Origin of the sequence: Halalkalibacterium ligniniphilum (genome assembly GCF_000334155.1) — a bacterium.
GTDB classification, from domain to species: Bacteria; Bacillota; Bacilli; order Bacillales; family Bacillaceae_D; genus Halalkalibacterium; species Halalkalibacterium ligniniphilum.
Genome location: NZ_ANNK01000094.1, coordinates 1 through 23,860, shown reverse-complemented (window position 1 = coordinate 23,860; position 23,860 = coordinate 1). Strand labels below are relative to the sequence as shown.

Sequence of the window (23,860 nt, the reverse complement as noted above, 5' to 3'; positions counted from 1 at the left end):
CAGATCCAGGAGGGTGGTGAAGAAATATAGGTTTTGAATGGGTATTGAGCTACACTTCCATAATTAATCGAACCGGCTAGTTAACATCCCTTACAACCTTTAAAAAAGGAGTGATTGAAATGAGAGCAGCGCAGATTATTAAACATAAGGAGCCTCTACGCATTGGTGATGTTGCTGATCCAACTCCAGGTCCAAATGATGTCATTGTGCGAATTGAAGCTTGTGGTGTTTGCCGAAGTGATTGGCATGCATGGATGGGAGACTGGGAATGGGTTGGATTAAGTCCAGAGTTACCCATTATTCCTGGACATGAATTTGGTGGAGTGATTGAAGAAGTTGGGAGGGAAGTAAAAAATTTTGTACGAGGCGATCGAGTGACTGCTCCGTTTCATGAAGGATGTGCCCACTGCTCCAATTGCTTAAGTGGACATTCAAACCGCTGTGATCATTTAAATATTTTTGGCTTTAGTTATGACGGGGCTTATGCGGAATATGTACGCGTACCAAATGGTGACTTTAATTTAATCAAGCTGCCTGATGAAGTGGATACATTGACAGCCGCAGCGATTGGATGCAGATACATGACAGGGTATCACGGGGTTATCCGTAGCCAAATTCAGCCAGGGAAGTGGATCGTTGTTCATGGGGCAGGTGGAGTAGGACTTTCTGCCATCCAAGTTGCAAACGCAGTTGGTGCGCTCGTTATCGCTGTGGATGTAGATGATGCGAAGCTGGAAAAGGCAAAACAAGAGGGGGCAGTTGCGACAATTAATGCAAGAAAGGAAAAGGTCGTTGAGGCAGTTAAGGAGATTACACAAGGAGGAGCACATGCCTCCATTGAAGCGTTAGGAATTCGAGAAACCATTTTAAACTCAGTGCAGAGCTTAAGAAAAGGGGGACGGCATGTTCAAATTGGACTTACCACACGAGAGGAAGGCGGAATCGTTGACTTTCCAATCGATGTGATAACAGCAATGGAATTAGAAATAGTCGGTAGTATTGGCAACCCTCATTCAGAATATGATGGACTCATGTCACTAATTTCAAAAGGAAAATTAAACCCTAAATCCCTTGTTTCAAAAGAGGTTGAACTAAACAACATTAGCTCAATTCTTGAGGATATGACGAGCTTCAAAACGCTTGGCTTTCATGTGATTACAAACTTCAAATAATTGAACGGCAGAAGATCTTAATTGGAGGTGAGCATATCGACTCATCTCTTATTTTTTTCTTTTTTTACGTTTATGATAACCAACTGTGCGGGTAACTCTTCTAACAACAATAAATCTGGGAGGTGCAGAAATTGAAGAAGCTTGAACCATTCCGTTATCTAAATGGAAAAAGAGAAACAGAGGGACCCTTTTTAACCATTTATTTGGAGACCGATCGAAGCAAACAATCACAACAGCGTGGTGAGTGGAAAATCCGTTTAAAGGAAGGCTTGAAACGATTGATCGAATACAGGGAAAGCGAAGGAGACAACGACGGAAAGAAAGCCTTGAAAAAGCTCGCTGAAAAAGCCGAACGAGATATTCACCAAACTCAACAGGAACATAAGAAAGGACTTGTCCTCGTGGGGTCAGCTTCTAACGAGGTATGGGAAATTGTGTTTCTTGATCTGGAAGTGAAAAATGAGTTTTACTGGGACGAACATCCACAATTGACCCAGCTTGAGTCACTGCAAAAATCGTATCCACGTAGTGCCATTGTGTTAGGAAGCAAGGACGAGGTCACAATCGTAGATACTGCGATGGGTGAAGTGATCGAGACAGTCAAGTATAGCTGGGATATGACCCAAGATCATTGGACAGAACAAAAAATCCCAACACCGAACGGAAACCAGTTAAGACCTTCAGCATACGACAGTGATCATATTGATAAAAAACGTAAGGTACTGGCTATGCGTGAATATAAAAAACTTGTCCCTGATTTGCAAAAATCAGCAAAGGATTGTAATTGGAAAGGCTTTTACTTGGTCGGTGATGAGTCAGTAATGGAGCAATTAAAAGAAGCATTTGCTCCATTAAAGATCATCAAAACGGTACCAAAAAACTTAAATCATAAAATTCATAAGGAAGAATTGCTTAAAAATTTATAATTGAAGGGAGAAAATGAGCAATGAAGGAATTTCATATTGTGCCAAATAAAGAAATGACTGAATGGCAAGTAAGGCTTGAAGGTGTTGCTCCAGAGTATGTATATATGGATAAGGACCAAGCGATAAAGCAGGCAGAGCTGCTAGCAAAAGAGCAGGCACCAAGTAGAACGGTAATTTTTAATCATCTATATGAAGTCATTGAAGAAAAGACGTTTAACGAATGATGTATAGATATTTTTGAATTGACTTTAAAGGTGGCATTCCCTCAATCAAAAAAGCAAATTCATTTAGAGCAGAAATAAGGTTGAGGGAGCGTCACCATTAATTGGTTAAAAAATTTTATTAATGAAAACCTCTGTAAATCGCCCTTTTTTCCAGACAAAAAAGAAAAAACATACAGTTTTCAAAAGAAATAAATCTTGCAATTTCAACTGAAATCATGTAAAGTTAAGTCAGTGATTTGAAACCTTTCAGTGAGCGAGATTGTCCAATCGAGCTGGCGCGGTCTTCGGAGCCGCAAGGACGAAAGAGAGGAAGGGCTTTTGTTGTTTGGAAAAAAGTCCGGATTGATTTTTACAAATAGCTTTGAATTTAATAATTGTTTTTGGTCAAAGGTAACGGAAAATAGAGTTAAAGTATTCACATCTTATAAGGGATATTCACTCAATTCGTGACTGATGTTCCTTATAATATGTGAATTTTTATTTACCCGAGAAAGTAAATACGATTGGCATATTAAGTAAAAATAAAGATTGGGGTTTTATGCATGACACAATCAGGTACAGTTAAATGGTTCAACGCTGAAAAAGGATTCGGATTCATTGAGGTAGAAGGCGGAAACGACGTATTCGTACACTTCAGTGCAATCACTGGTGAAGGTTTCAAAACTCTTGACGAAGGTCAAGCAGTTGAGTTTGAAATCGTTGAAGGCGACCGTGGCCCACAAGCTGCTAACGTTGTAAAGCGCTAATTTCATTCTAACGAATAAATCCAGCTTTGTCTTTTAGGCAAGGCTGGTTTTTTTGTGTACTGAGAAAAAATTTTTAAATACAGAAGTTTATCAACCGGTTACAAATTTGAAGACCCAACTGCAACGAAGGCTTTCGCTTTGAAGGACTTGGCGAAATGCCAAGCTTTGTTTGTCATTCAAGGAGTTGAGGGCTTGTCATGCAATTTTTTAAAAGTAAAGCAGTAAATCATTCAACAATATGTTCGTGAAAAAATGACAGCAGAAGAGACGACTTGTCAGACAATCTGAATAACAGCAATAACCCTTTAGATGCGTAGAAATAGCTACGTGCCTTTTATTATAGCTACGTTATCGTTATATTTTTCTGAGCAGAAGATTGGAGAAATTCTTTTATCGGGATGTACAATGTAACATAATCTTTGAAAAAGGTGGAGAAGTAAAATGACTGTCAAAATTCGCGTCTATTCAGACTATGTTTGTCCCTTTTGTTTTCTGGCTGAAAAACCGCTTGAAGAGGCAATGAAAGGGAAAGATATTGAAGTAGAATGGATGCCCTATGAGCTAAGACCCTATCCAAATGAAACGTTACGTCCAGAAGGGGATTATTTGCAAACGACATGGGCTCAGTCTGTGTATCCAATGGCTGCGGCAATGGGAGTGGAGATTGTCTTACCGAACGTTTCTCCACAACCACACACCCATCTTGCCTTTGAAGGCTATCAATATGCAAAAGAACAGGGAAAAGGAAATGAATATAATGACCGCTTGCTGCGTGCCTTTTTCCAAGAGGAGAAAGACATTGGAGATGTTGAGGTTTTAACAGCATTAGCTTCAGAGCTTGGTTTAGATGAAAATGAATATCGACAAGCGCTTGAAACTCGGAAATACAAGGAACAGCATCAAGCGGCACTGGAACATGCCTACCATGAGGCGGGAATTCAAGCGGTTCCAACCTTTATCATTGGAGATACGACAATTGTCGGAATTCGTTCAAAGGAAACCCTTGAACAAATCATTGAGGAAGAGGCGAAAAAGCAAGACGGCTTCACATTTCCTGAAGGGATGGCATGTGGGCCAGATGGTTGTTAAATAGTATGTAGGAATTTTGGGGAGCTAAATTAGCTAGCTCCTCTTATTTGTCTACCAGCTAAAAAGAGCAAGAATCGACCTAGTTTATTTGTTTAAAAAGGATTGAATAAGCATAGAAGGGTCTTTCGTTGTAAGCTGTTGAAGGTAGCGGTCAACATGCTCGTGGTAACCATTGAGCCCTTGTTGCTCCTGAAAAAAAGAATGAAGCTGTTCCTCAACTGGAAAACGCTTGTCTCGCCAATTTTTTAAGGGGATCACCACCCCTAATTGTTCAAGCTGCTGTAGATTTATTTCTTCTTGACCTGGTAAGGCATGATAAATAAAAAGAGGTTTTCTTTTAAAAAGACTTTCACTTATCGTAACGCCACCTGGCTTCGTAATGATCGCATCTACTTGATTATAAAGATCATCCATTTCTTCTCTAGATTCAATATAGTCTAATGGGATAAGGTTTGGTTTATGTTCTTTTTTTAGCTTTTGAAAAATGACCTTGTTTTTTCCGCATAAGACAAAATATCGTGTCCTTTCGCTTTCACCTAGATGCTCAACGAAATCCGACAGTGCGCCAACCCCTAAGTTGCCACCTGCAATCAATACAGATAATGTGGGCGAGGCTGGACGACTTAGCGGCTTCAGCTGCTTTTTAATGTGCTGATGAATAGGGATGCCAGTAACGACGATCCGCTCCTTTTCGATTCCCTTATCTTCCAAAAAGCGTTTCATCAAATGGGATGGAACGAAATGCGTGTCAATTTTATTTAATCCCCAAAATCGATGGATGAAATAATCAGTATACACATTAATGACCGGTGTCGTTAATTCTCCTTTTTCTTTTAAACGATTCACTATATAGGATGGGAGGGCATGGGTACAAATAATGAGATCAGGCTGCTTTTCTTTAATAAGTTTTTTCATAAAGGTCATAAATAAACCTTCGTATAGCCGAGAGCGTTTGTCTTCATAAACCCTCCTGTAAACAGAAAGCTGATAAAGATGATTATATAAAGAAGGAAATGAATGGATCCATTTTAAATAAATGGTTGATACAAGACGCTCTATATTTCCATAGCTATAGGATAGGATATCAACCGTATCACATTGAACATTTGATTGCTGCGCTTGGATACTGTCTGCTAACGATTTTGCCACCTGATGATGGCCAGATGTAAGCTGTAAAAAAGGTAAAAACAAAATTTTTCTTTGCATTGATTGTTGCTTCATGTGACACCTCATGGCAAATTTAATTGTTAAAAGGTACAGACTGTGCTTGGTTCCAGCAATTCCCGCAACCATTGCTAAATTTACTAGGTATAATGGTTGTAAGGGGTGATTTCAATTATTAGCTTACTCATCATGATCATGATTATACTGATTGCATTTATTTATAAAGCTTATCGGAATACGAAAGATGTAACGATTAATCGAATCTATCTCGAACAAGCAAGCCGCCATGAATATAATGAAGAGCTTATTATTTTGCAGCTTTCTGATTTACACCTTGAAAACATCTCCATTTCCCCAAATGAACTGTATGAAAAGCTCAAAGATGAAGCGATTGATTTGATTGCATTAACGGGCGATTTTCTAGACCGGAAAAAGACAATTCCTAAGCTTATTCCCTACCTGAAAGTCTTAAATCAATTGAAGCCGACATTTGGGATCTATGCAGTTTTGGGAAACCACGACTATGTTTTACGTAAAAATGTACAGATGCTGAAGGACACCTTGCAGCAATACGGATGTCAGGTGATGCAAAATGAAAATGAGCTTATTAAGGTCAAAGACAAGCATGTCAATCTTATTGGGATCGATGACTTTAGTACGAAGCGAAGCAATGTAGCGAAAGCCTATACTGGAATCAAGCAAGGGACAAACGTTGTACTAACACATGATCCGAATATCGTTTTGACCATGAAAAATGTCCATTTTGATTACCTACTAGCTGGTCATTTTCATGGTGGACAAATCTGCTATCCAAAGGCGTATCACTTGATAAAAATGGGAAAGCTTGTTCGAATGAATAAAATAAAAGGGCTGCATGAGCACGACGGTAAAAGATTTTATATTAATGAAGGTCTTGGACAAACGGGTGTGAATATTCGAATGGGTAGCAGGCCTGAAATTACATTCCATCATGTGCCTTTGACTCACCCAAAAATCGAATCTCAACCTGCTATGTAATAAAAAAGGACTGTAGCCCATTTCGGTGTACAGTCTTTTTTGCAGTCATTTGACTAACCCCGCATCTTGTGTAGGATTGTACCTTTTTGTAAGGGTGTTTTTAGACATAAATAAATAACGAGGGGCAGGCTGCTTGATGATCTTTTTAAAAGACATGTCGTTCGTAGAAAGAAGAACAATGGGTAATAAGCTAGCCCATTTAAACCATTTATAAACAGGGTGAGAAATGGAAACCGATTCAAATCCGAGACGTTCGGTGGCTCTGTTTAATAAAGTTATCCCAATAATTCCTTTGATCCTGCTTGAATCTGGGTGTTCCTGAATGTACGTTGCGATGTCCGGGAGTGATTTCTGAACATACTTGTAAATCAGTTTACCTTTTTTAAAATCATTCCCTGTGTGCTTAAGCTCATTCAATAGCTTTACATTGTGCAAATGGATTTTAACAAGGGTGTCATGTTTATTAATTTGTGTCCCGTCTGCAAGTGTCACATTTCGACCCATATAGGAAGTAAGCCGGACCCTAAAAATATTGTCCCTTGAATGGTAATTCCGAAGATAGGTAAGGCGGGTAAATCGAAAATAAACAGGATCAATGAACGTCCATAATGTTAATAAATACTGTCTCATGATTTCGACTTCCTTTTGCTTTTACACATATTTTTCAGCTCAAAAGTGGGTTACTTATTTGAATACTCGTTATTTACTATTTCTTAAAGGGCCAATGGGTTTTCTTAACCTTTTATAGCATCCCAAAATGTCTTCATATTATTACAGGCTTTAACGAGGATGCTAAGGAGAATGCAAATCGATTTCACGATAACGAGCAACAAAATGGACGGACTCTGTGCTTGTAACGTTTAAATTTCTTGATACGTTTTATAAATTTTTAGCTGCTCATCGATTTTATGAAAAAAATGGGTTTGCAAGTACAGCTTTTAACGATTTACCTGAGAATTTCCCAATGTTACAGGTTGATAAAAAGTTTTACAGGTATTTAATTGATTAGATTAAGCAAGTTTAAGTTGACATCATGTAACAACATGATAAGATTGAACTAATTTCCGAGAAAACATGATATAACAAAATCAACCACTAGGGGGGCCTTTTTTGGCTGAGAGGAAAGCATTGCTTTTAGACCCTTTGAACCTGAACTATGTAATAGTAGCGGAGGGAAGTGGCATCACATGATAGCGTATTTTTTCTAAAATATAAAGTTATTATGATGACCGCTTTCGAACGTAGGATAAAGCGGTTTTTTGTATTGAAAAGGGGAGGGGAGAGCTCTTACGATGACGGAGCAGGATGTGTCGATCCTCCTTTAATAAAGGTTGTACACCATACCTTACAAACTCCTTTCCATCCCATGTTGGAAGGGTACCTACTCATATTGTTTTTATGCTTAAGAAAAATTTCCTAGCTCGAAGTAAAACGATGGAGTGATCTGTATGTTACAAGCATACCAAAAATTAAAACTAGAGTTGCTTGATTTTATGAATCAACCTTCTTCAACAGACGAAGCGTTTAATGAAATGGCGTTGAAGGTTTTTACATTTCAATATGAGCATAACCAAGCGTTCCGAAAATTTTGCCGAAAGAGACGTGTGTCTCCAAGGACGATAAAGCACTACAGTGAGATTCCCCCAGTTCCAATTGACGCCTTTAAATTAACGACACTCTCATGTCATCCAATTGAAGAAACAGAAGCTGTCTTTATGACGAGCGGTACGACCAATGCTGATCGGAGAGGGAAAAACTATCATCGTGACCTTGAAATCTATGATCGGTCGATGAAAACCCATTTTAAGCCATACATTATGCCTGATGTTGAAAAATTAAAGATGTACGTACTTTTTCCGACACAAGAGGAGATGCCGAATTCCTCCTTGGCCCATTACTTACATATTGCAAAAGAAACGTTTGGAACGAAGGATAGCCAATACGCCTTTTCAAGCGAAGGGTTTAAACTTGATGAACTGATTGAAGAATTAACAAAAGTGGAGAAACAAAAAGAACCTGTTTTATTAATTGGAGCGACGTTTTCGTTTATTCATTTAGTAGATGAATGCAAGCAGAGAGGCATTCAGTTCAAGCTACCAGCAAATAGTCGAGTCATGGACACAGGTGGAGCAAAGGGACGCTCCCGTGAAATGACACCGAATGCGTTTAAAAAAGAGATGGCCGCACTCTTTTCGATTCCTCGAGAAATGTGCGTCAATATGTACGGGATGACCGAGTTAAGCTCGCAGTTTTACGATGGCAACATCAATGACAAGCATCAAAAGAACCCTATCAGTGAAACAAAGCGTGCTCCTCACTGGATGAAGACGATGGTGATCGATATTGAAACAATGAAAGAGAAGCCCAAAGGAGAACAGGGGATTCTCGTCCACTACGATCTCGCCAATCTGAATTCAGTCATGGCCATTCTTACGGAGGACGTAGGGATTGCAGAAGGTGAAGGCTTTCACTTATTAGGAAGAGCCAGTGGGGCAGAAGCAAAAGGCTGTTCACTTGCAGTGGAGCAGTTTTTAGCATCGACGGAGATGCAAAAAGGAGAGAGCCTCTAATGACAGTAAGTTTTTCGTGCTTTCATGTTCCAAAGCAATGTGAAGCTTTACTTCGTGATGGTTTACATAAAACACTTACGTTCGAGAATCATGGTCGAAAGCTAGAACTGAAAATGCCAGAGCTTCTTCCGACGCACCTTGAAGAAATCATCAGAACACTTAAGCTTCAACAGCAAGATTATCTTCAGAAGCTTCGCACAAATGACGTTATTGACCTCGTAAATGAAGCGGTTCATAAATGGCTTGATCCTCAGTATGAGTTGCGGCAGTTTGCCGATCAGTGGTTACCAGTGATTACAGGATATGATCCAGAAATGACTCGATTATTTTTGCAGTCCTATTTACGACAATTTCGCAAAGAGAAGCTACAACGAATGGTGGATGAAGATTTTTCGAACCCCCTTGTCTTAGATGAATTTCGGCCTCGTCAATCAGGTGGACTGTTTCGAGCATACGGTCCTGCCCTTGCGACCCATGTTTTTTCAGGAAATGTCCCTGCCTTACCATTATGGAGCTTAACAGCGGGCTTACTCGTAAAGTCAGCGACGCTAGGGAAAATATCGTCTTCAGAACCTCTCTTTCCTGTGTTATTTGCAAAAACGCTTCAGGAAATTGAACCAAAGCTTGGGGAAACGATGGCAATGGTTTGGTGGAAGGGTGGAGATGAAGCATTAGAATTAGCGAGCTTTTCTAAATCAGAAGCCGTCATTGCATATGGTGGGGATGAAACGATTGAAGCAATCAAACAGAGGATTCCGTCCCGTACACGATTTATTACACATGGACATAAGGTCAGCTTTGGTGTCATTACAAATGAATGTTTAGTGGGAGCGAACGCATGGAAAACAGCCAAGCTAGCTGCACTTGATGCATCATGGTTTGATCAGCAAGGCTGTTTGTCCCCTCACGTCTTTTATGTAGAAAGAGGAGGAAAATATTCGCCTAAGGATTTTGCACAGATGCTTGCAAATGAAATGGCGAACTTTCAATCCAAGCATCCACGAGCTCCTTTAACCAAAGAAGAACACCATGCCATTTTGAAAAAAAGAGCATCTCTCGAATTTGAAAGCTACAGCAATCAAGGCATCCACTTACTCAAAAGTGAGCAAGGCACAAACTGGACGGTGGTATTACGTGAATCTTTTGATAAAGAAACAGAGATATTTCCTTTTTCGCCACTAAATCGTTTCGTCACGGTCATTGCCGTGGATGAACTTCAACAGGTGAAGGAACACGTAAAGCAAATGAAAGGCTATATTCAAACGGTGGGGATCGGCTGTTCACCACAGAGATTTTATGACCTTATTGAAATGCTAGGAGAATGTGGAGTCAATCGGATGTGCGCCCTAGGTTCAATGCCACAGCCGCAGCCTGGTTGGCATCATGATGGCCGCTTTCATTTGGCTGACCTTGTTCATTTTTGTGACGTTGAAGCCTCCCTTGAATACCAAATGGATACGTTCGATCCGTACAGAGACTAAGAGGTGAGACGAGTATGACAAGCATCATTCAATGTCATGATGTAGGCTTACATTTTGCCAATGAACAGAAGCCAGTGTTAGCAAATATAAATGTTCAGGTGCAAGCCGGTGAATTTGTCAGTATTATCGGTAAAAGTGGGAGTGGTAAAACGACACTGCTAAAAATGATCGGTGGCCTTCTGCAGCCATCAACAGGTGACATTCATGTGTTGGGTCGAAGGATTTCTGAGCCCATTGAAGAGTGTACCTATGTGTTTCAAAAGCCTGTCCTATTAGAATGGCGTACCGTCCTAGAAAACGTGCTTGTGCCGATTGAAGTAAAAAGACGGCTAAAGCAAGCGGACAAGGAGCAGGCAAAAGCGATCATTCAAACAGTGGGACTTGCTGGTCATGAGGACAAGTATCCTCATGAATTATCGGGTGGGATGATGTCGAGAGTGACGCTAGCGCGAGCGTTGCTTACCCAGCCAAAGATTTTGTTAATGGATGAGCCTTTTGCTGCCCTAGATGCCATGACGAAGGATCAGCTCCAGCTGGAATTGATGCAGCTGTCAAGTCAGTTCTCTACAACCATTGTTTTTATTACCCACGATATTACGGAAGCTGTCTATCTATCAGATCGTGTACTTCTATTGGGTGGGCAGCCGGCAGAGGTCGCTCATGAATATACCATTCCTTTTTCCAAGCTGCGTCCAAAAGAGCTTAAATTTAACCCTTCGTTTACAGGCATTGTAAAAGAGATCTACGAAACGATCGAAACAGTAGGTGCATCGTCACGATGAAAAGAACGAAAATCTACTCTCTACTATTACTTATCGCCTTGTTAGGATTGTGGGAAGGCATTGTCCGTATACGAGAGATATCGGCCCTTATTTTACCAGCTCCCTCTGCCATTGTTTTGAGCCTTGTTCAGCATTTTAGAAGTGGGTATTTTTATCCCCATATTGCTGCTACTTCTTTAGAAGTGATTGCAGGGTTTCTTTTAGGGGCTGTTGTTGGGATTGGTTTAGGGTTTCTTGTTTCTCAGTCAAAAATGACACAGGAAATTTTACAGCCTTATATTATTGCCTCTCAAGCCATGCCAAAGCTGGCATTAGCGCCTTTATTAGTTCTTTGGTTTGGGTTTGGCTACGCACCGAAAATTATCATTGTTTCTCTTGTTTGTTTTTTTCCTTTATTTGAAAGCACTGTTACAGGCTTATCTCATGTTAGTCACGAGAAAATCGCCTTGTTTCGTTCACTAAGGGCATCATCGTTTCAAACGCTAATTAAGCTTCGCGTCCCAACGGCCATTCCTTATATTTTTTCTGGGTTAAGGGTTGCTATTGTCTTAAGTGTCGTCGGTGCCGTCGTAGCCGAATTCATTGGGGCTAACAAAGGATTAGGAGCCTTGATTATTGCCTCACAAGGAATGCTGAATACGACGTTAATGTTCGCTGTTTTTATGTTGCTTACAGTAAAAGGGATTTTGTTGTATCAATTGATTTTTTGGATCGAGCAATTATTTTTTAAAAAATACCGTTATTCTAGGGGAGAAGAAAAATGAAACCATTGATGAAAAAACTAAGTACTGCTTTTCTATTTACTGCATTAACCTTTGCTGTTGCTGGGTGTGGTACAAATGAAGAAGAGCCACAAGCAGAAGTTGAGGCTGAGGTCGAGCAAGAATCGACAGGGGAAGGTGCTGTTGAGGAGCAAGTGGTTGAGCAAATTCGAATGGCATCCTGGAGCCAGCCGATTGTCGAGCAAAGTAATCTTTATTTAGCAGAACAGAATGGCTGGTTTGAAGAAGCTGGGATCGATTTTGAATACATTCCAGGTGCAGGTGGCGGAGATGCAGTCCGTAACATTGTAGCTGGGAATGCGGATATTGCTTTTGCTAACGTTGAAGCAGTTCTTTTAGCGATGGAACAAGGGGAAGAACTCCGAATTATTTACAACATTTATCCTGAAAATGTCTTTAACCTCGTATCTTTAAAGGAAAGTAACATTGAAAGCGTTGAAGATTTACGGGGACAAAATGTTGGGGTTTACAGTCTTGCAAGTGGGACCTATCAAAATCTTCTCGTCCTGCTTCATCAAGCTGGGATGACAGAGGAGGATGTAAACATTGTTGAGGCAGGAGTGCTTAATTTTGGTCCATTAATGAATAATCAAGTTGTGGCTACGGCAGCAACTGACACAGGGTTATTTGATGCACAAAGCAAAGGATTAGGTGATGTGAATGTTATCGAAGTCAAAGACGTTTTAAACACACCTGCAGATGTTTTTGTTGTCACAGAAGAAACGTTCCAGGAGAAAAAAGATGCGTTAATCCGTTTCCTACAAGTGTACCGTGACAGTGTGGAGTATACGATGGAACACCCTGAAGAGGCAGCGCAAGCAGCTGTTTCAGAAGCGATCGATGGGCAAGATGTAGAAAGAAATGTAGAAATCATTAACATTCGTAATCAAACGTCTATCAATGAAGAAATGAAAGAAAAAGGGCTAGGATGGTTAAATACAGATATTCTCATCGAAGTGGCAGAAACGTACTATGAGCTTGGCTTGCTTTCTGAAAGAGTAAAGATTGAAGAAATTACGACCAATGAGCTCGTTGAACAATTAAATTAGGGTGATGGGGATGAATACAGAGCTACAAGGAAAAGTCGTCCTTATTACCGGTTCTAGCCGGGGAATAGGGGCGGCGATTGCGAAAGCATTTGCTCATCATGGAGCAAGCGTGATCATAAATTATGTGAAAAACAAGGAAAGAGCTGAAGTCCTTGTGGACGAATTAATCGAGCAATATGACATTGATGCCTATGCCCTTCAAGGCGATGTGACAAACGAAGAGGATATGAAAGCATTGGTCGCAACCATTGTAGCTGAATTTGATACGATCGATGTTGTCGTCAATAATGCTTTGCATGCGTACAGCTTTGACCCAGACGAACGTAAGCTTGCCTGGGAGCTGGAATGGGATGATTATCAAAGGCAGCTAGACGGTTCCTTGAAGGGAACGTATAACGTCTGCAAGTACGCCATACCAGTGATGAAGGAAAAGCGTTCAGGTCGTATTATTAACATGTTAAGCAACTTGGTTTATCGCCCTATTGTGCCTTATCATGATTACAACACCGCGAAGGGTGCTGTTCTTTCCTACTCACAAAATTTGGCGACTGATCTTGGAGCCTTCGGGGTAACGGTCAATTGTGTGGCACCTGGGCTTGTATATCCTACTGATGCCAGTCGAACGACGAAAGAAGAAGTGAAGGAAGTCATTAAAAGCCAGACGCCTCTTCACCGAATCGCTAAACCAGAAGATGTTGTCGGCAGTGTATTGTTTTTTGCAAGCAACTGGTCATCATTCGTCACAGGCCAATGCTTGATCGTCGATGGAGGCTTTGTGATGAAATAACTTAACTTTAATTTAAGTATTTTAATAAACCACTTACTGATCATTTAGAAATTGAATGCCCGCACTCTTTTAGAATAAATCGTTTTTCAGCACATGATAGCTCCTCATTTTTTACTATGTGAGATAATACAATAATATAAGAAAATTTTATTTAATGGTTTGACTTACCATGACTTTTTGACTAGAATATAAATTATTATTAAAATGTGATTTTTTTGTCGAATAATTAAAATAATTTGGAAGCTATGAATATTCATTTGTATGTGGGCACTTTGAATGAATGGGAGCGAGTAGTGCAACCGACCTTACTATGAGTCATGGGTCGGTTTTTTTGTGTGAAAAAAAGAGGAGCTTTAGTACAGGAAGTGGAAACAAAGAAGCCCTTCGTTCCTACCACTTTCATTAGAGGTTGCATTGAGAATGTTTTTAACCACGTAGGGAGATAGACTCGCTCTTGAACTCTTGATTGATTGTTTGTCAGAAGCATATGTGTCGCTAGAAAAGATATATTTAAGAAGGTGATTATAATGAGACGAAAAAGTACATTCGTAAGCTCAGAGTCAACAAAACATTACGATTTGAAAAAATTGTTCTCAAAGAATAATGAAAAATTGGAGGATATTCTGAAAGAACTTGCTGATGTTAAATATGCTTTGGATCAATCTTCTATTGTGGCGATAACGGATCAGCGTGGAATCATTCTCTATGCTAATGAACAATTTTGTAAAATTTCCAAATATTCTCTAGATGACTTGCTTGGTCAAGATCACCGACTATTAAATTCAGGCTATCATTCTCGAGAGTTTTTCAAAAATATGTGGGCGACAATTGGCACAGGGAATATTTGGCGAGGAGAAGTGCGAAATCGGGCTAAAGATGGTTCATTTTATTGGGTGGATACAACCATCGTTCCTTTTTTAAATGAACAAGGAAAACCATATCAATATGTCTCGATCAGAAATGATATTACTCTTCGAAAACAAATGGAGGAAGAGCTAAAAAGAAGCGAGGAAAAATATCGCTTAATTACTGAGAACTCGTCCGATTTGATTTCAACTATAGATAAAGAAGGAACGCTACTGTATGTATCTCCTTCATACACAAGCTTTTTAGGTGAAGAACTGTTGGAACTGAAGTCTAGTAATTTCTTAAAATGGATACACGAAGAGGATCGTAAACATTTTACGAATGAGTTTGAGAAAATTTTTGCTGCAAAGGCTATCTCTGCCCAATTAGAGTTTCGAATTCAAAAGAAAAATGGAAATTATATTGATGTTGAAGCAAAGATGAACCCGATTCTCGATGAATCGGGAGATGTCAACATCTTAGTATTGGTAATACGCGATATTACTGAACGGAAAAAGACGGAGAGAACAATTTATAATTTAGCATATCATGATACATTGACTGAATTACCAAATCGTCGTTTATTTATGGATCGCTTACGTAAAGAAGTTCAACAAGCAAAGCATCTTCAATTACAATTAGGGATCATGTTTATCGATGTAGATAAATTTAAATACATTAATGATTCGTATGGACATGAAACAGGAGATCTCACTTTAATAGAAGTAGCGAGTCGAATTAGAAAGTGTCTCCGCTCATCTGATGTAGTTGCTCGTATAGGTGGGGATGAATTTACGATCTTGTTGTCAAACATATCGAGTACAAAGGAAGTTGAAATCGTTGCTCAAAGAATTATAGAAAGTTTCCGAGAACCGATAGAGTTGGAAGGAAAGTTACTTAACCTTTCTTGTAGTATCGGCATCTCGCTTTTTCCATCAAATGGAATGGGTGTAGATGAGTTGTTAAAACGTGCAGATATCGCACTCTATGCTGTCAAAGAACAAGGGAGAAATGGGTTCCTATTCTTTCATTCAGAAATGGAAGAAAGGTCTTTGGAACGAATCCTATTAGAAAATGAACTCCGCAAAGCCATTGAGCAGGAGCAATTTTACATTGAGTATCAGCCTAAAAAGAACCTATCCACTGGTATATTGATCGGTATGGAAGCTCTTGTTCGCTGGGACCATCCTGAATTAGGTAGGATATCGCCAAATAAGTTTATTCCAGTAGCTGAAGAAACAGGGTTGATTATCCCACTTGGAGAATGGGTTCTTCGTCAAGGGTGTCAGCAAAATAAAGACTGGCAAAACCAAGGATACCCTCCATTAAAATTATCGATTAATTTGTCTACTCTTCAATTCACTCAACCTAATTTTTCTAACAAAATCAAAGAGATTTTAAATGATACAGGATTGGAAGCTAAGTGGTTAGAATTAGAGGTTACGGAAAGTATTTTTGCGGATTTAGATAATTCTGTAGCCACTCTCCATGAAATTAGAGATTTGGGGGTTCATATTTCCATTGATGATTTTGGTACAGGCTACAGCTCGTTCGGTTACATTAAACATTTACCTGTAGATACTTTGAAGATAGATGCTTCGTTTATTCGGGATATCAATCTAAACAAAGAAAGCTATGCAATTGTAAAGGCAATCGTGGATATTGCACAAACACTAAATTTAAATGTGATTGCTGAAGGTGTTGAAAACCAAGAGCAATTGCTAACCTTGAGTGAGAATGGTTGTAGTCAAGGGCAAGGATTTTTGTTTAGTAAACCATTATCTAAGGATGAGTTTGAAGTATACTTAAAATATTCTACTGAAGTAACCTGAACGTCAAAAAGTTAAATGAGCAGACCTTTTAGCGTTATACAGCTACATTATTTACAGTAATGGAGGCTAACCGTTGGATATAATACTTTTTACATGATAGCATCTTTTGCAAAGGAACAGGTGATGGGAGGACATTGCTTTAGCGAATCTACGCTTTCACCCTAGCAAGTAAATTTTGCTGGGGTGTTTTACTGAAGAAGGAAAAAATTTTTAGGTTAAAAAGAATTACAAAAAAACATATACTTATAAACCTTTAGTCATGTGTGGACGAATGAGAACGATAATTTATAAGACTATTGTCTGTAAAAATTAGAAGATGACCCTTTTTAATTTACAGATAATAGGGTATACTATTGCACAAACATCAAAAGTCTGAAAATTAAGAGTGAAGTGAAAATTTAGTCATTATTTGATTAAGAAGGAGGGGAGCGCATGCAAAAGAGCAAACAAATCTTACATTGCACAAAACGTTTTATCATTTGCACTAATCTGTCAATATAAAAATCGAGCTATTTACCGTTAAAAAAGTCAATGTATTTTCCAGCTATTTCTAAACATAAAAGATATACATAAAAAGAGAAGTAAAGAGATTGAGAGATAGAGCCAACGGTTGGATAGGAGTCCAGGAGGCTATAAAATGGAAAGCATACAGATAAATATCAATTTTGTCTGGGTTTTAGTCGCAACCGTTTTAGTTTTTTTTATGCAAATGGGTTTCTGTGCCCTTGAAGCTGGTTTAACAAGAGCAAAAAACTCAATTAATGTGGCTTTAAAAAATGTCATTGATTTTATTTTTGCATCCCTTCTTTTTGCATGCATCGGCTTTGCCTTAATGTTTGGAACGAGCTTAAATGGAATCATTGGGACAGAGCATTTCTTTTTTCAGGGTCTTGGTGAGGATTCATGGGATTGGACCTTTATGTTGTTTCAAATTGCTTTCTCCAGTGCTGCTGCGACGATTGTTTCTGGAGCTATTGCTGAAAGAACAAAGTTTTCTGGGTATATTTTTGGAACAATTTTTATTGTGTTATTTATCTACCCTTTCTTTGGCCACTGGGCATGGGGAAGCGTATGGAATGAAGAGCAATCTGGTTGGCTAGAGAATTTAGGCTTTATTGACTTTGCAGGATCGACGGTTGTTCATTCCGTAGGGGCTTGGGTAGCACTGGCAGCATTGGTTGTTGTCGGTCCAAGAATTGGAAAATACAATCATGATGGTACGGTGAACGAATTTTCACAAAGCAATTCGGTCATGGCAACGCTCGGAATGTTTTTCTTATGGATCGGCTGGTTTGGATTTAACGCAGGCTCCACCGTCACAGGGGATGAGAGCATTGCCCTCGTTGCTTTGAATACCCATTTATCCGCAGTAGCAGGAGGACTTTCGGCAACCTTGTTTTATTGGTGGAGACATGGAATACCTCGAGTGGATGTGATCTTAAATGGTGTATTAGGGGGCCTTGTTTCGATTACAGCGGCTGTTCATGTTGTTGGTCCTATTCAGTCCATTGTTATCGGAATCCTTGGTGGTATCATTACAACCCTCAGTTTAGAGCTTATCGATAAAAAGCTTAAATTGGATGATGTGATTGGTGCAGTTAGTGTCCATGGTGTTGCAGGAGCTTGGGGTACGATCGCTGTTGCCCTCTTTGGATATGAACATTTGTTGTCAACGAGCAGTCGCATCACCCAATTAGGCATTCAGCTACTCGGTGTTGCCACTGCTTTTGTGTGGGCATTCGGCATGGGGCTTCTATGTTATTGGCTTCTTAAAAAAGCTTCATTACTTCGCGTGTCTCCAGAGGATGAAGCAATCGGATTAAATGTTTCTGAACATGGAGCACAAATTTCTATGCTTGATACGATCACCTCTATGAGAGAAATTGCTGCAGCAAAGGGCGATTTAACGAAAAAATTATCTGTCCACCCTGGGGAAGACACGCAAGAAATAAATCAAGCCTTTAATTCGTTGCTTGAAAAATTGGATGAAATCGTTACAAAGGTAAAAGTTCAGGCAAACTACGTCTTTCATTCATCACGAAAAATGAATGAGCAAAGTTATTTATTAAAAGTAAGTGCGGATGAACAAACGGTATTTGCAGAAGACATGAAACGATATTTTGACGAAATGAAAGCTCGTGTTGGCGAGGATGTAGCATTTGATATGCAAGTGATTTCGATGATTCAAGAATGCTTCACGACAATGGAGGAAATTAGCAGTCAAATCGAGTCAATAAAAGAGAAAATCCAACAGCTAAATCAAGATGTGGGGGTTGTATCGCAGAAAAATGATCAAGTGAATGATCGATTAACGGGCTTTCATCAAAGTGTAAATCAGATCTCTGCATCTACAGATCAAATTGATACAGTAATTAACACGATTTCGACCATTTCCAAGCAAATTAATTTGCTCGCTTTAAATGCAGCGATTGAAGCAAGTCGAGCTGGTAAAGAAGGGAAAGGATTTAAGGTCGTGGCAGAGGAAATAAGAAATTTAGCTCATGAAACCAACGTTGCCACAAGCGAAATTGAAAGCATTCTTGCTGGAAATATTCGTGGCATAAATAGTGTTGGTGGAGATTTAGAGGAAGTCTCAAAGCATTTTAAACAATTAAATGAGGATTTACTTGAGATGCCGGAAAAATTTACAATGATGGACAAAGAAATGAATGAAGTGAACGAGTACACAAAGAAGTTCATGGAGTCATTGGAGAAAGTGAACAGCAATACAAGTAAAATCCTTGAGAATCGGGAAAAACAGCAAGAAAAATTACACGCATTGATGACTAAGGTTGAGATGGTAAAGGAAAAAACTACGGAAGGCGGCGCCATTTCTGATAAGCTATCCATATCGGCAAAAGAAATGAAACAGCAAAGCCGTAAGCTTCAAGACGAAGTAAGTCAATTTAAAACAACGGAAGCGTGAGTCGTTGTTTGAAGGGCATTCCAAAAGAGGAGTGTCCTTTTTTGCGATGAAGGATGAAGGGATTAATTATTAATTTCACGTACCATATTTAAAACATAAACAATTAATAGCACCAAGAAGAATTATCATAGAAGGGAGGCAAATGGAACAAAAAAAATTTACTATGACCATGATGGATTTCCCATATGTTTTTCCTAGAAAAACAAACAAACATTCGCTAAAATAAAGTAACAGATAGTTGAGGTGGAGTAAATGTTTAAAAAGGATTTGCAAGCGATTTTGAATCTTTTAAAAACGGATGAGTCTTTCAAGGAAAACATCGCCTATTGGCATGAAATTGAGGAGGAACCGGCAAAAACGTCACCATTTCCTGAAGCGATGGATCAACGGTTGCGCAGAGCCTTGGAGGAGCGGGGGATTGGGCAGCTTTATACCCACCAGCGAACCGCCTTTGATACAGCATTAAAGGGAGAAAACTTTGTTGCGGTAACACCTACTGCATCAGGGAAAACGTTGTGCTATAACCTACCTGTTCTTCAAGAAATTGCGAAAAATGAAGAAAGTCGTGCTCTCTATTTGTTTCCAACAAAGGCGCTTGCCCAGGATCAGAAAAGCGAGCTAAATGAAATCATTGATGAAATGGGGATCAACCTCAAATGCTTTACATATGACGGAGATACGGCACCGAATATTCGACAGGCGGTGCGGAAAGCAGGACATGTGGTGATAACAAATCCAGACATGCTTCATTCTGCAATTTTGCCACATCACACAAAGTGGGTCGCCTTCTTTGAAAATTTGAAATACGTGGTTGTTGATGAGCTTCATACATACCGCGGAGTTTTTGGTAGCCATGTGGCGAATGTAATTCGACGTTTGAAACGGATAGCAAATTATTATGGAAGTGACCCAATTTTTATTTGTACATCGGCTACCATAGCAAATCCTAAAGAATTAGCAGAGCAGCTAACAGGAAAGCAGATGCGTCTCATTGATAATAACGGGGCGCCACGCGGGAAAAAGCATTTTATTTTTTACAATCCACCTCTTGTGAATCAGCCACTTAACATTCGCAAGAGCGCTACAGTGGAAGTGACTCGGCTAGCGAAAACGTTTTTAGAAAATAACATCCAAACGATTGTGTTTGCTAGGAGTCGGGTTCGTGTGGAAATTATTCTTAGCCATTTGCAGGAGCTTACGAAAAAGAAAATCGGACCTGAAACGATCCGTGGATACCGGGGTGGCTATTTACCAAAGCAAAGACGAGAAATAGAACGGGGCTTACGCCAAGGAGACATTATCGGTGTCGTGAGCACGAATGCCCTTGAACTAGGTGTGGATATCGGTCAGCTGCAGGTATGTATTATGACTGGATACCCTGGATCCATTGCAAGTGCTTGGCAGCAAGCAGGTCGAGCGGGTCGTCGCCAGCACGAATCAGTGACCATTCTAGTGGCTAGCTCCACTCCATTAGACCAATACGTCATTCAACACCCAGACTACTTTTTTGAAAAATCTCCAGAGTCGGCACGTATTAACCCTGATAATCTTGTCATTTTGGTCGATCATCTGAAATGTGCGGCCTATGAGCTTCCTTTTAAAAAGGGTGACACTTTTGGCGGGGTGGAGGTTGAAGAAATTTTAGAATTTTTAGCAGATGAGCATGTCCTTCACCAACGTGGGGGCAAATGGTATTGGATGAATGACGCTTTTCCAGCTCACGGCATTAGTCTTCGGTCAGCCTCTCAGGAAAATGTTATTATTATTGATCAATCGGATGTAGCAAATGTGACAGTCATTGGAGAAATGGATCGGTTTAGTGCCATGACGCTGTTACATGATGAAGCAATTTATTTACATCAAGGGGTCCAATATCAAGTGGAAAAACTAGATTGGGACGAAAAAAAAGCATTTGTTCGTGAAGTCGATGTGGAGTATTTTACGGATGCGAATTTGGCTGTTCATTTAAAAGTGCTTGAGCAAGATGAGGTAAAAGAACGCTCACTCTCAACGGTTGCTTTTGGAGATGTGATGGTAAATGCGAAAGCGACGATTTTTAAAAAGATCAAATTAAGCACATTTGAGAATATAGGTTCTGGCCCAATTCATCTCCCTGAAGAAGAGCTTCATACGAACGGAGCATGGATTAGTTTTCAGGCAGAGATTGTGGAAAGATTTAAAGATAAAGGCTTGGATCAAGCATTGCTAGGTCTTGCTCATTTGTTCCAGCACGTGGCTCCAGTGTTCGTTATGTGCGACCGGGCTGATTTGCATGTGGTTCCACAAATGAAAGCAGATCACTCTGAGCTTCCGACGATTTTCTTTTATGATCGCTATCCAGGTGGAGTAGGATTAGCTAAAAATGTGTATCGACATATGGATGCCCTCCTAGAACAAGTGGAGCATCTAATCCATTCTTGTCCGTGTGAGGATGGATGCCCAGCATGTGTAGGGGCATCAAGTGAGCTTGAGGAGAATGTAAAAGCTTCAGTAAAACAGCTTATAAACGATATTCAACCAAAAAAGGATGAAAAGCCATGGCATTAAAAGGGAAGCTGTCTCGATTAAAATCGCATATGGGGCTAAAGGAAGAGGGGAGGAAGCCAACATCTGATTTAGAGAATGTAGAGATTTCTCCTGTAGAAAAAAGGATTCCGTTTCAAGAGGAGTGGTGTGCCCTTGGCGCGAAACCTCTCTGGTTTGAAAATGAATATACGATCGTGCGGGAAGTGACCTATCCTCTTACAGCGTTTCATGGCCGTTATGCATTAGGCGAGGTAAAGCAACAGGTACAAAAGTGGCAGGAACATCTTTATGAACACCCTCTTTCAGCAAAAGGCACCCATGCCAGTGAACTGCTTTTTTTTGATACGGAAACAACAGGGCTGAGCAGTGGTGCTGGAAATACGATTTTTTTATTAGGCTATAGTCAAATTCGGGATGATGAAGCGGTTGTACGACAATATTTTTTACCAGGACCTGAAGGTGAAGTCGCGCTTTACCATCACTTTCTTCAAGATGTTGGGCATATGTCTGACCTCGTTACGTATAATGGAAAAGCGTTTGACTGGCCTCAAGTAAAAACTCGGCACACGTTTGTTCGAGAGCAAGTACCAAAGCTACCAAAGTTCGGGCATTACGATTTACTGCATGCGTCTCGTCGTTTATGGAAGGATCTACTGCCATCATGTAAGCTTTCTGTCGTTGAAAAAGAAATCCTTTTTTATGAACGGCAGGAGGATACTCCTGGTTATTTAGCGCCGATGCTCTATTTTGATTTCTTGCAAGAGCAAGATCCTGCTTATGTTGAAGGAGTGCTTAAGCACAATGAGTGGGATGTCTTGTCTTTAATTACGCTATATGCTCATCTATCTGCTTTGATTTTAGAGATTGATGAACGGACGTTACATCCAAGGGAGCATTTCGAGTTAGCGCGGTGGTATGAACTGTTAGGAGAGCTTGAATTAAGCAAGCGTCTTTATGAGCAAATGAGTGCGCAGGATTTAAATCTTTATCGAGAAAGTCAGCTTGCACGTGGACGATTAGAGAAAAAGCTAGGAAATTATCAGCAAGCAATCTTTCTTTTTACAGAGCTTGTAGAACAGGACGTTTTTGTTTTGGAGGCTGGAGTAGAGCTTGCAAAGCTGTTTGAACATAAAGAAAAGGACCCTGAAAAAGCTTTAGCCTATGCGAAACAAGCATATCAATCTTTAGGAAATACTGGGCGTTTGCTCAGGCAAATGGACCAACGGGAGAAAAAAGAGCTTGAAAAAAGAATGGAGCGCTTGCAACGTAAATCCCTTGCAAATAACTAGTACACTATTTCCTGGGTAAGCGCAGAAAGCAAGAATTTTCAACGGTTTGTTACAATATTGTGAACAACTGTTTGTAAATGGTTGTAAGATTTGAAAAAGAATTGTCGAAAAAGACGTGAGACAGTAAAATGGGGGATGGAAATAATCTTGATGAAAGAGTGATGGTAATGACTCGCGCCTTAGTCGTTATGTTTTTTGTAATGATTGGTCTTGTATTTTTTGTTATGACTGAAATGCGCAATTCAACCTTTTTTCTTGGATAAAGAGACGAACACCTAATTGTTGTGTGAAGCAGGAACTGTGGGGATAAATAGGTAAAACAACTAGTACCCCTATTAAGCATAGAACATAAGGTAGTATTGAATCTACTAAAAAGGAGGAACTATCTTATGCATTGTCGTCCACGTAGAAGACCTGCGCAAGTTTTACCTGCTGTTGTACATCCGACAAAATGCAATGTCATGCAAAATACGTGTGAATATATTGTACCAGAGATTCACCCTAGTCATACAACGCATTTAACAAATCATGTATACAACCATGTACACAGCTTCCCGCATACTGACTCATATCAACAAAACATCGCGAATCAGCATTTTGTCCAACGTCCGAGGCCAGCACATTACGGCCCAGTAGCTGGGGCGATGGCACC

The 23,860-nt window shown here is 39.9% G+C and carries 20 protein-coding genes, 1 pseudogene and 2 riboswitches; of the genes and pseudogenes, 19 read left to right on the top strand and 2 right to left on the bottom strand.

The window, feature by feature from the left end; translation table 11 throughout:
• Positions 1–119 precede the first annotated feature (119 nt).
• The 5 genes from BLT_RS0111420 to BLT_RS0111400 all read left to right on the top strand — a co-directional run bounded on the left by BLT_RS0111420 (position 120) and on the right by BLT_RS0111400 (position 4,157).
• Positions 120–1,172 carry a zinc-dependent alcohol dehydrogenase family protein gene (locus tag BLT_RS0111420; protein WP_017727927.1) on the top strand — a complete coding sequence of 351 codons (1,053 nt, stop codon included), beginning with the start codon at positions 120–122 and terminating at the stop codon, positions 1,170–1,172.
• A 131-nt stretch (positions 1,173–1,303) separates the two neighbouring features.
• A complete protein-coding gene (locus BLT_RS0111415) occupies positions 1,304–2,098 on the top strand; it encodes a VLRF1 family aeRF1-type release factor (RefSeq protein WP_017727926.1) in 795 nt (264 codons plus the stop codon).
• A gap of 20 nt (positions 2,099–2,118) precedes the next feature.
• Positions 2,119–2,322 carry a DUF2188 domain-containing protein gene (locus BLT_RS0111410; RefSeq protein WP_017727925.1) on the top strand — a complete coding sequence of 68 codons (204 nt, stop codon included), beginning with the start codon at positions 2,119–2,121 and terminating at the stop codon, positions 2,320–2,322.
• A gap of 542 nt (positions 2,323–2,864) precedes the next feature.
• Positions 2,865–3,068 carry a cold-shock protein gene (locus BLT_RS0111405; protein ID WP_017727924.1) on the top strand — a complete coding sequence of 68 codons (204 nt, stop codon included), beginning with the start codon at positions 2,865–2,867 and terminating at the stop codon, positions 3,066–3,068.
• Positions 3,069–3,509: 441 nt separating this feature from the next.
• Positions 3,510–4,157: a DsbA family oxidoreductase gene (locus tag BLT_RS0111400; RefSeq protein WP_017727923.1), complete on the top strand. Its 648-nt coding sequence runs from the start codon at positions 3,510–3,512 to the stop codon at positions 4,155–4,157.
• 84 nt (positions 4,158–4,241) lie between these two features.
• On the opposite strand, the gene BLT_RS0111395 is transcribed toward BLT_RS0111400, so the two are convergent.
• Positions 4,242–5,378 (bottom strand): MGDG synthase family glycosyltransferase, encoded by a 1,137-nt coding sequence (locus tag BLT_RS0111395; RefSeq protein WP_017727922.1) that lies wholly within the window; start codon positions 5,376–5,378, stop codon positions 4,242–4,244.
• A 132-nt stretch (positions 5,379–5,510) separates the two neighbouring features.
• On the opposite strand from BLT_RS0111395, the gene BLT_RS0111390 reads away from it, so the two are divergent.
• Positions 5,511–6,338, top strand: a complete 828-nt coding sequence (locus BLT_RS0111390; protein WP_035425767.1) for a metallophosphoesterase — start codon at positions 5,511–5,513, stop codon at positions 6,336–6,338.
• A 45-nt stretch (positions 6,339–6,383) separates the two neighbouring features.
• Here BLT_RS0111390 and BLT_RS0111385 read toward each other — a convergent pair whose 3' ends face one another.
• Complete coding sequence (locus BLT_RS0111385) at positions 6,384–6,968, bottom strand: YkoP family protein (RefSeq protein ID WP_017727920.1); 585 nt, start codon at positions 6,966–6,968, stop codon at positions 6,384–6,386.
• Between the two features lie 244 nt (positions 6,969–7,212).
• On the opposite strand from BLT_RS0111385, the pseudogene BLT_RS24475 reads away from it, so the two are divergent.
• The 13 genes and pseudogenes from BLT_RS24475 to BLT_RS21805 all read left to right on the top strand — a co-directional run.
• A pseudogene (locus BLT_RS24475) lies at positions 7,213–7,347 on the top strand (GNAT family N-acetyltransferase); the annotation flags it as partial.
• A gap of 78 nt (positions 7,348–7,425) precedes the next feature.
• Positions 7,426–7,531, top strand: a riboswitch (TPP riboswitch).
• Between the two features lie 255 nt (positions 7,532–7,786).
• The gene (locus tag BLT_RS0111370) at positions 7,787–8,908 is read left to right on the top strand and encodes a LuxE/PaaK family acyltransferase (protein WP_017727918.1); all 1,122 of its coding nucleotides are present in this window, start codon (positions 7,787–7,789) and stop codon (positions 8,906–8,908) included.
• Positions 8,908–10,389, top strand: a complete 1,482-nt coding sequence (locus tag BLT_RS21815; RefSeq protein ID WP_017727917.1) for an acyl-CoA reductase — start codon at positions 8,908–8,910, stop codon at positions 10,387–10,389. Before BLT_RS0111370 ends, BLT_RS21815 begins: the two co-directional genes overlap by 1 nt.
• Positions 10,390–10,403: 14 nt before the next feature.
• The gene (locus tag BLT_RS0111360; RefSeq protein ID WP_017727916.1) at positions 10,404–11,171 is read left to right on the top strand and encodes an ABC transporter ATP-binding protein; all 768 of its coding nucleotides are present in this window, start codon (positions 10,404–10,406) and stop codon (positions 11,169–11,171) included.
• Complete coding sequence (locus tag BLT_RS0111355; protein ID WP_017727915.1) at positions 11,168–11,935, top strand: ABC transporter permease; 768 nt, start codon at positions 11,168–11,170, stop codon at positions 11,933–11,935. The genes BLT_RS0111360 and BLT_RS0111355 overlap by 4 nt, the downstream gene beginning before the upstream one ends.
• Positions 11,932–13,002 (top strand): ABC transporter substrate-binding protein, encoded by a 1,071-nt coding sequence (locus BLT_RS0111350; protein ID WP_017727914.1) that lies wholly within the window; start codon positions 11,932–11,934, stop codon positions 13,000–13,002. The genes BLT_RS0111355 and BLT_RS0111350 overlap by 4 nt, the downstream gene beginning before the upstream one ends.
• A 10-nt stretch (positions 13,003–13,012) precedes the next feature.
• Complete coding sequence (locus tag BLT_RS0111345; RefSeq protein WP_017727913.1) at positions 13,013–13,789, top strand: 3-oxoacyl-ACP reductase; 777 nt, start codon at positions 13,013–13,015, stop codon at positions 13,787–13,789.
• A gap of 229 nt (positions 13,790–14,018) precedes the next feature.
• Positions 14,019–14,103: riboswitch (cyclic di-GMP riboswitch) on the top strand.
• 213 nt (positions 14,104–14,316) lie between these two features.
• Positions 14,317–16,467, top strand: coding sequence for a sensor domain-containing protein (locus tag BLT_RS0111340; RefSeq protein WP_017727912.1), 2,151 nt, complete (start codon positions 14,317–14,319; stop codon positions 16,465–16,467).
• 637 nt (positions 16,468–17,104) lie between these two features.
• Positions 17,105–19,393 carry an ammonium transporter gene (gene amt, locus BLT_RS21810; RefSeq protein WP_017727911.1) on the top strand — a complete coding sequence of 763 codons (2,289 nt, stop codon included), beginning with the start codon at positions 17,105–17,107 and terminating at the stop codon, positions 19,391–19,393.
• 252 nt (positions 19,394–19,645) lie between these two features.
• Positions 19,646–21,940 carry a DEAD/DEAH box helicase gene (locus BLT_RS0111330; RefSeq protein ID WP_017727910.1) on the top strand — a complete coding sequence of 765 codons (2,295 nt, stop codon included), beginning with the start codon at positions 19,646–19,648 and terminating at the stop codon, positions 21,938–21,940.
• The gene (locus BLT_RS0111325) at positions 21,931–23,208 is read left to right on the top strand and encodes a ribonuclease H-like domain-containing protein (protein ID WP_017727909.1); all 1,278 of its coding nucleotides are present in this window, start codon (positions 21,931–21,933) and stop codon (positions 23,206–23,208) included. The genes BLT_RS0111330 and BLT_RS0111325 overlap by 10 nt, the downstream gene beginning before the upstream one ends.
• 128 nt (positions 23,209–23,336) lie before the next feature.
• Positions 23,337–23,471, top strand: coding sequence for a hypothetical protein (locus BLT_RS24700; protein WP_017727906.1), 135 nt, complete (start codon positions 23,337–23,339; stop codon positions 23,469–23,471).
• A 126-nt stretch (positions 23,472–23,597) separates the two neighbouring features.
• A partial coding sequence (locus BLT_RS21805) for a spore coat protein (RefSeq protein ID WP_017727908.1) occupies positions 23,598–23,860 on the top strand: 263 nt, incomplete at its 3' end.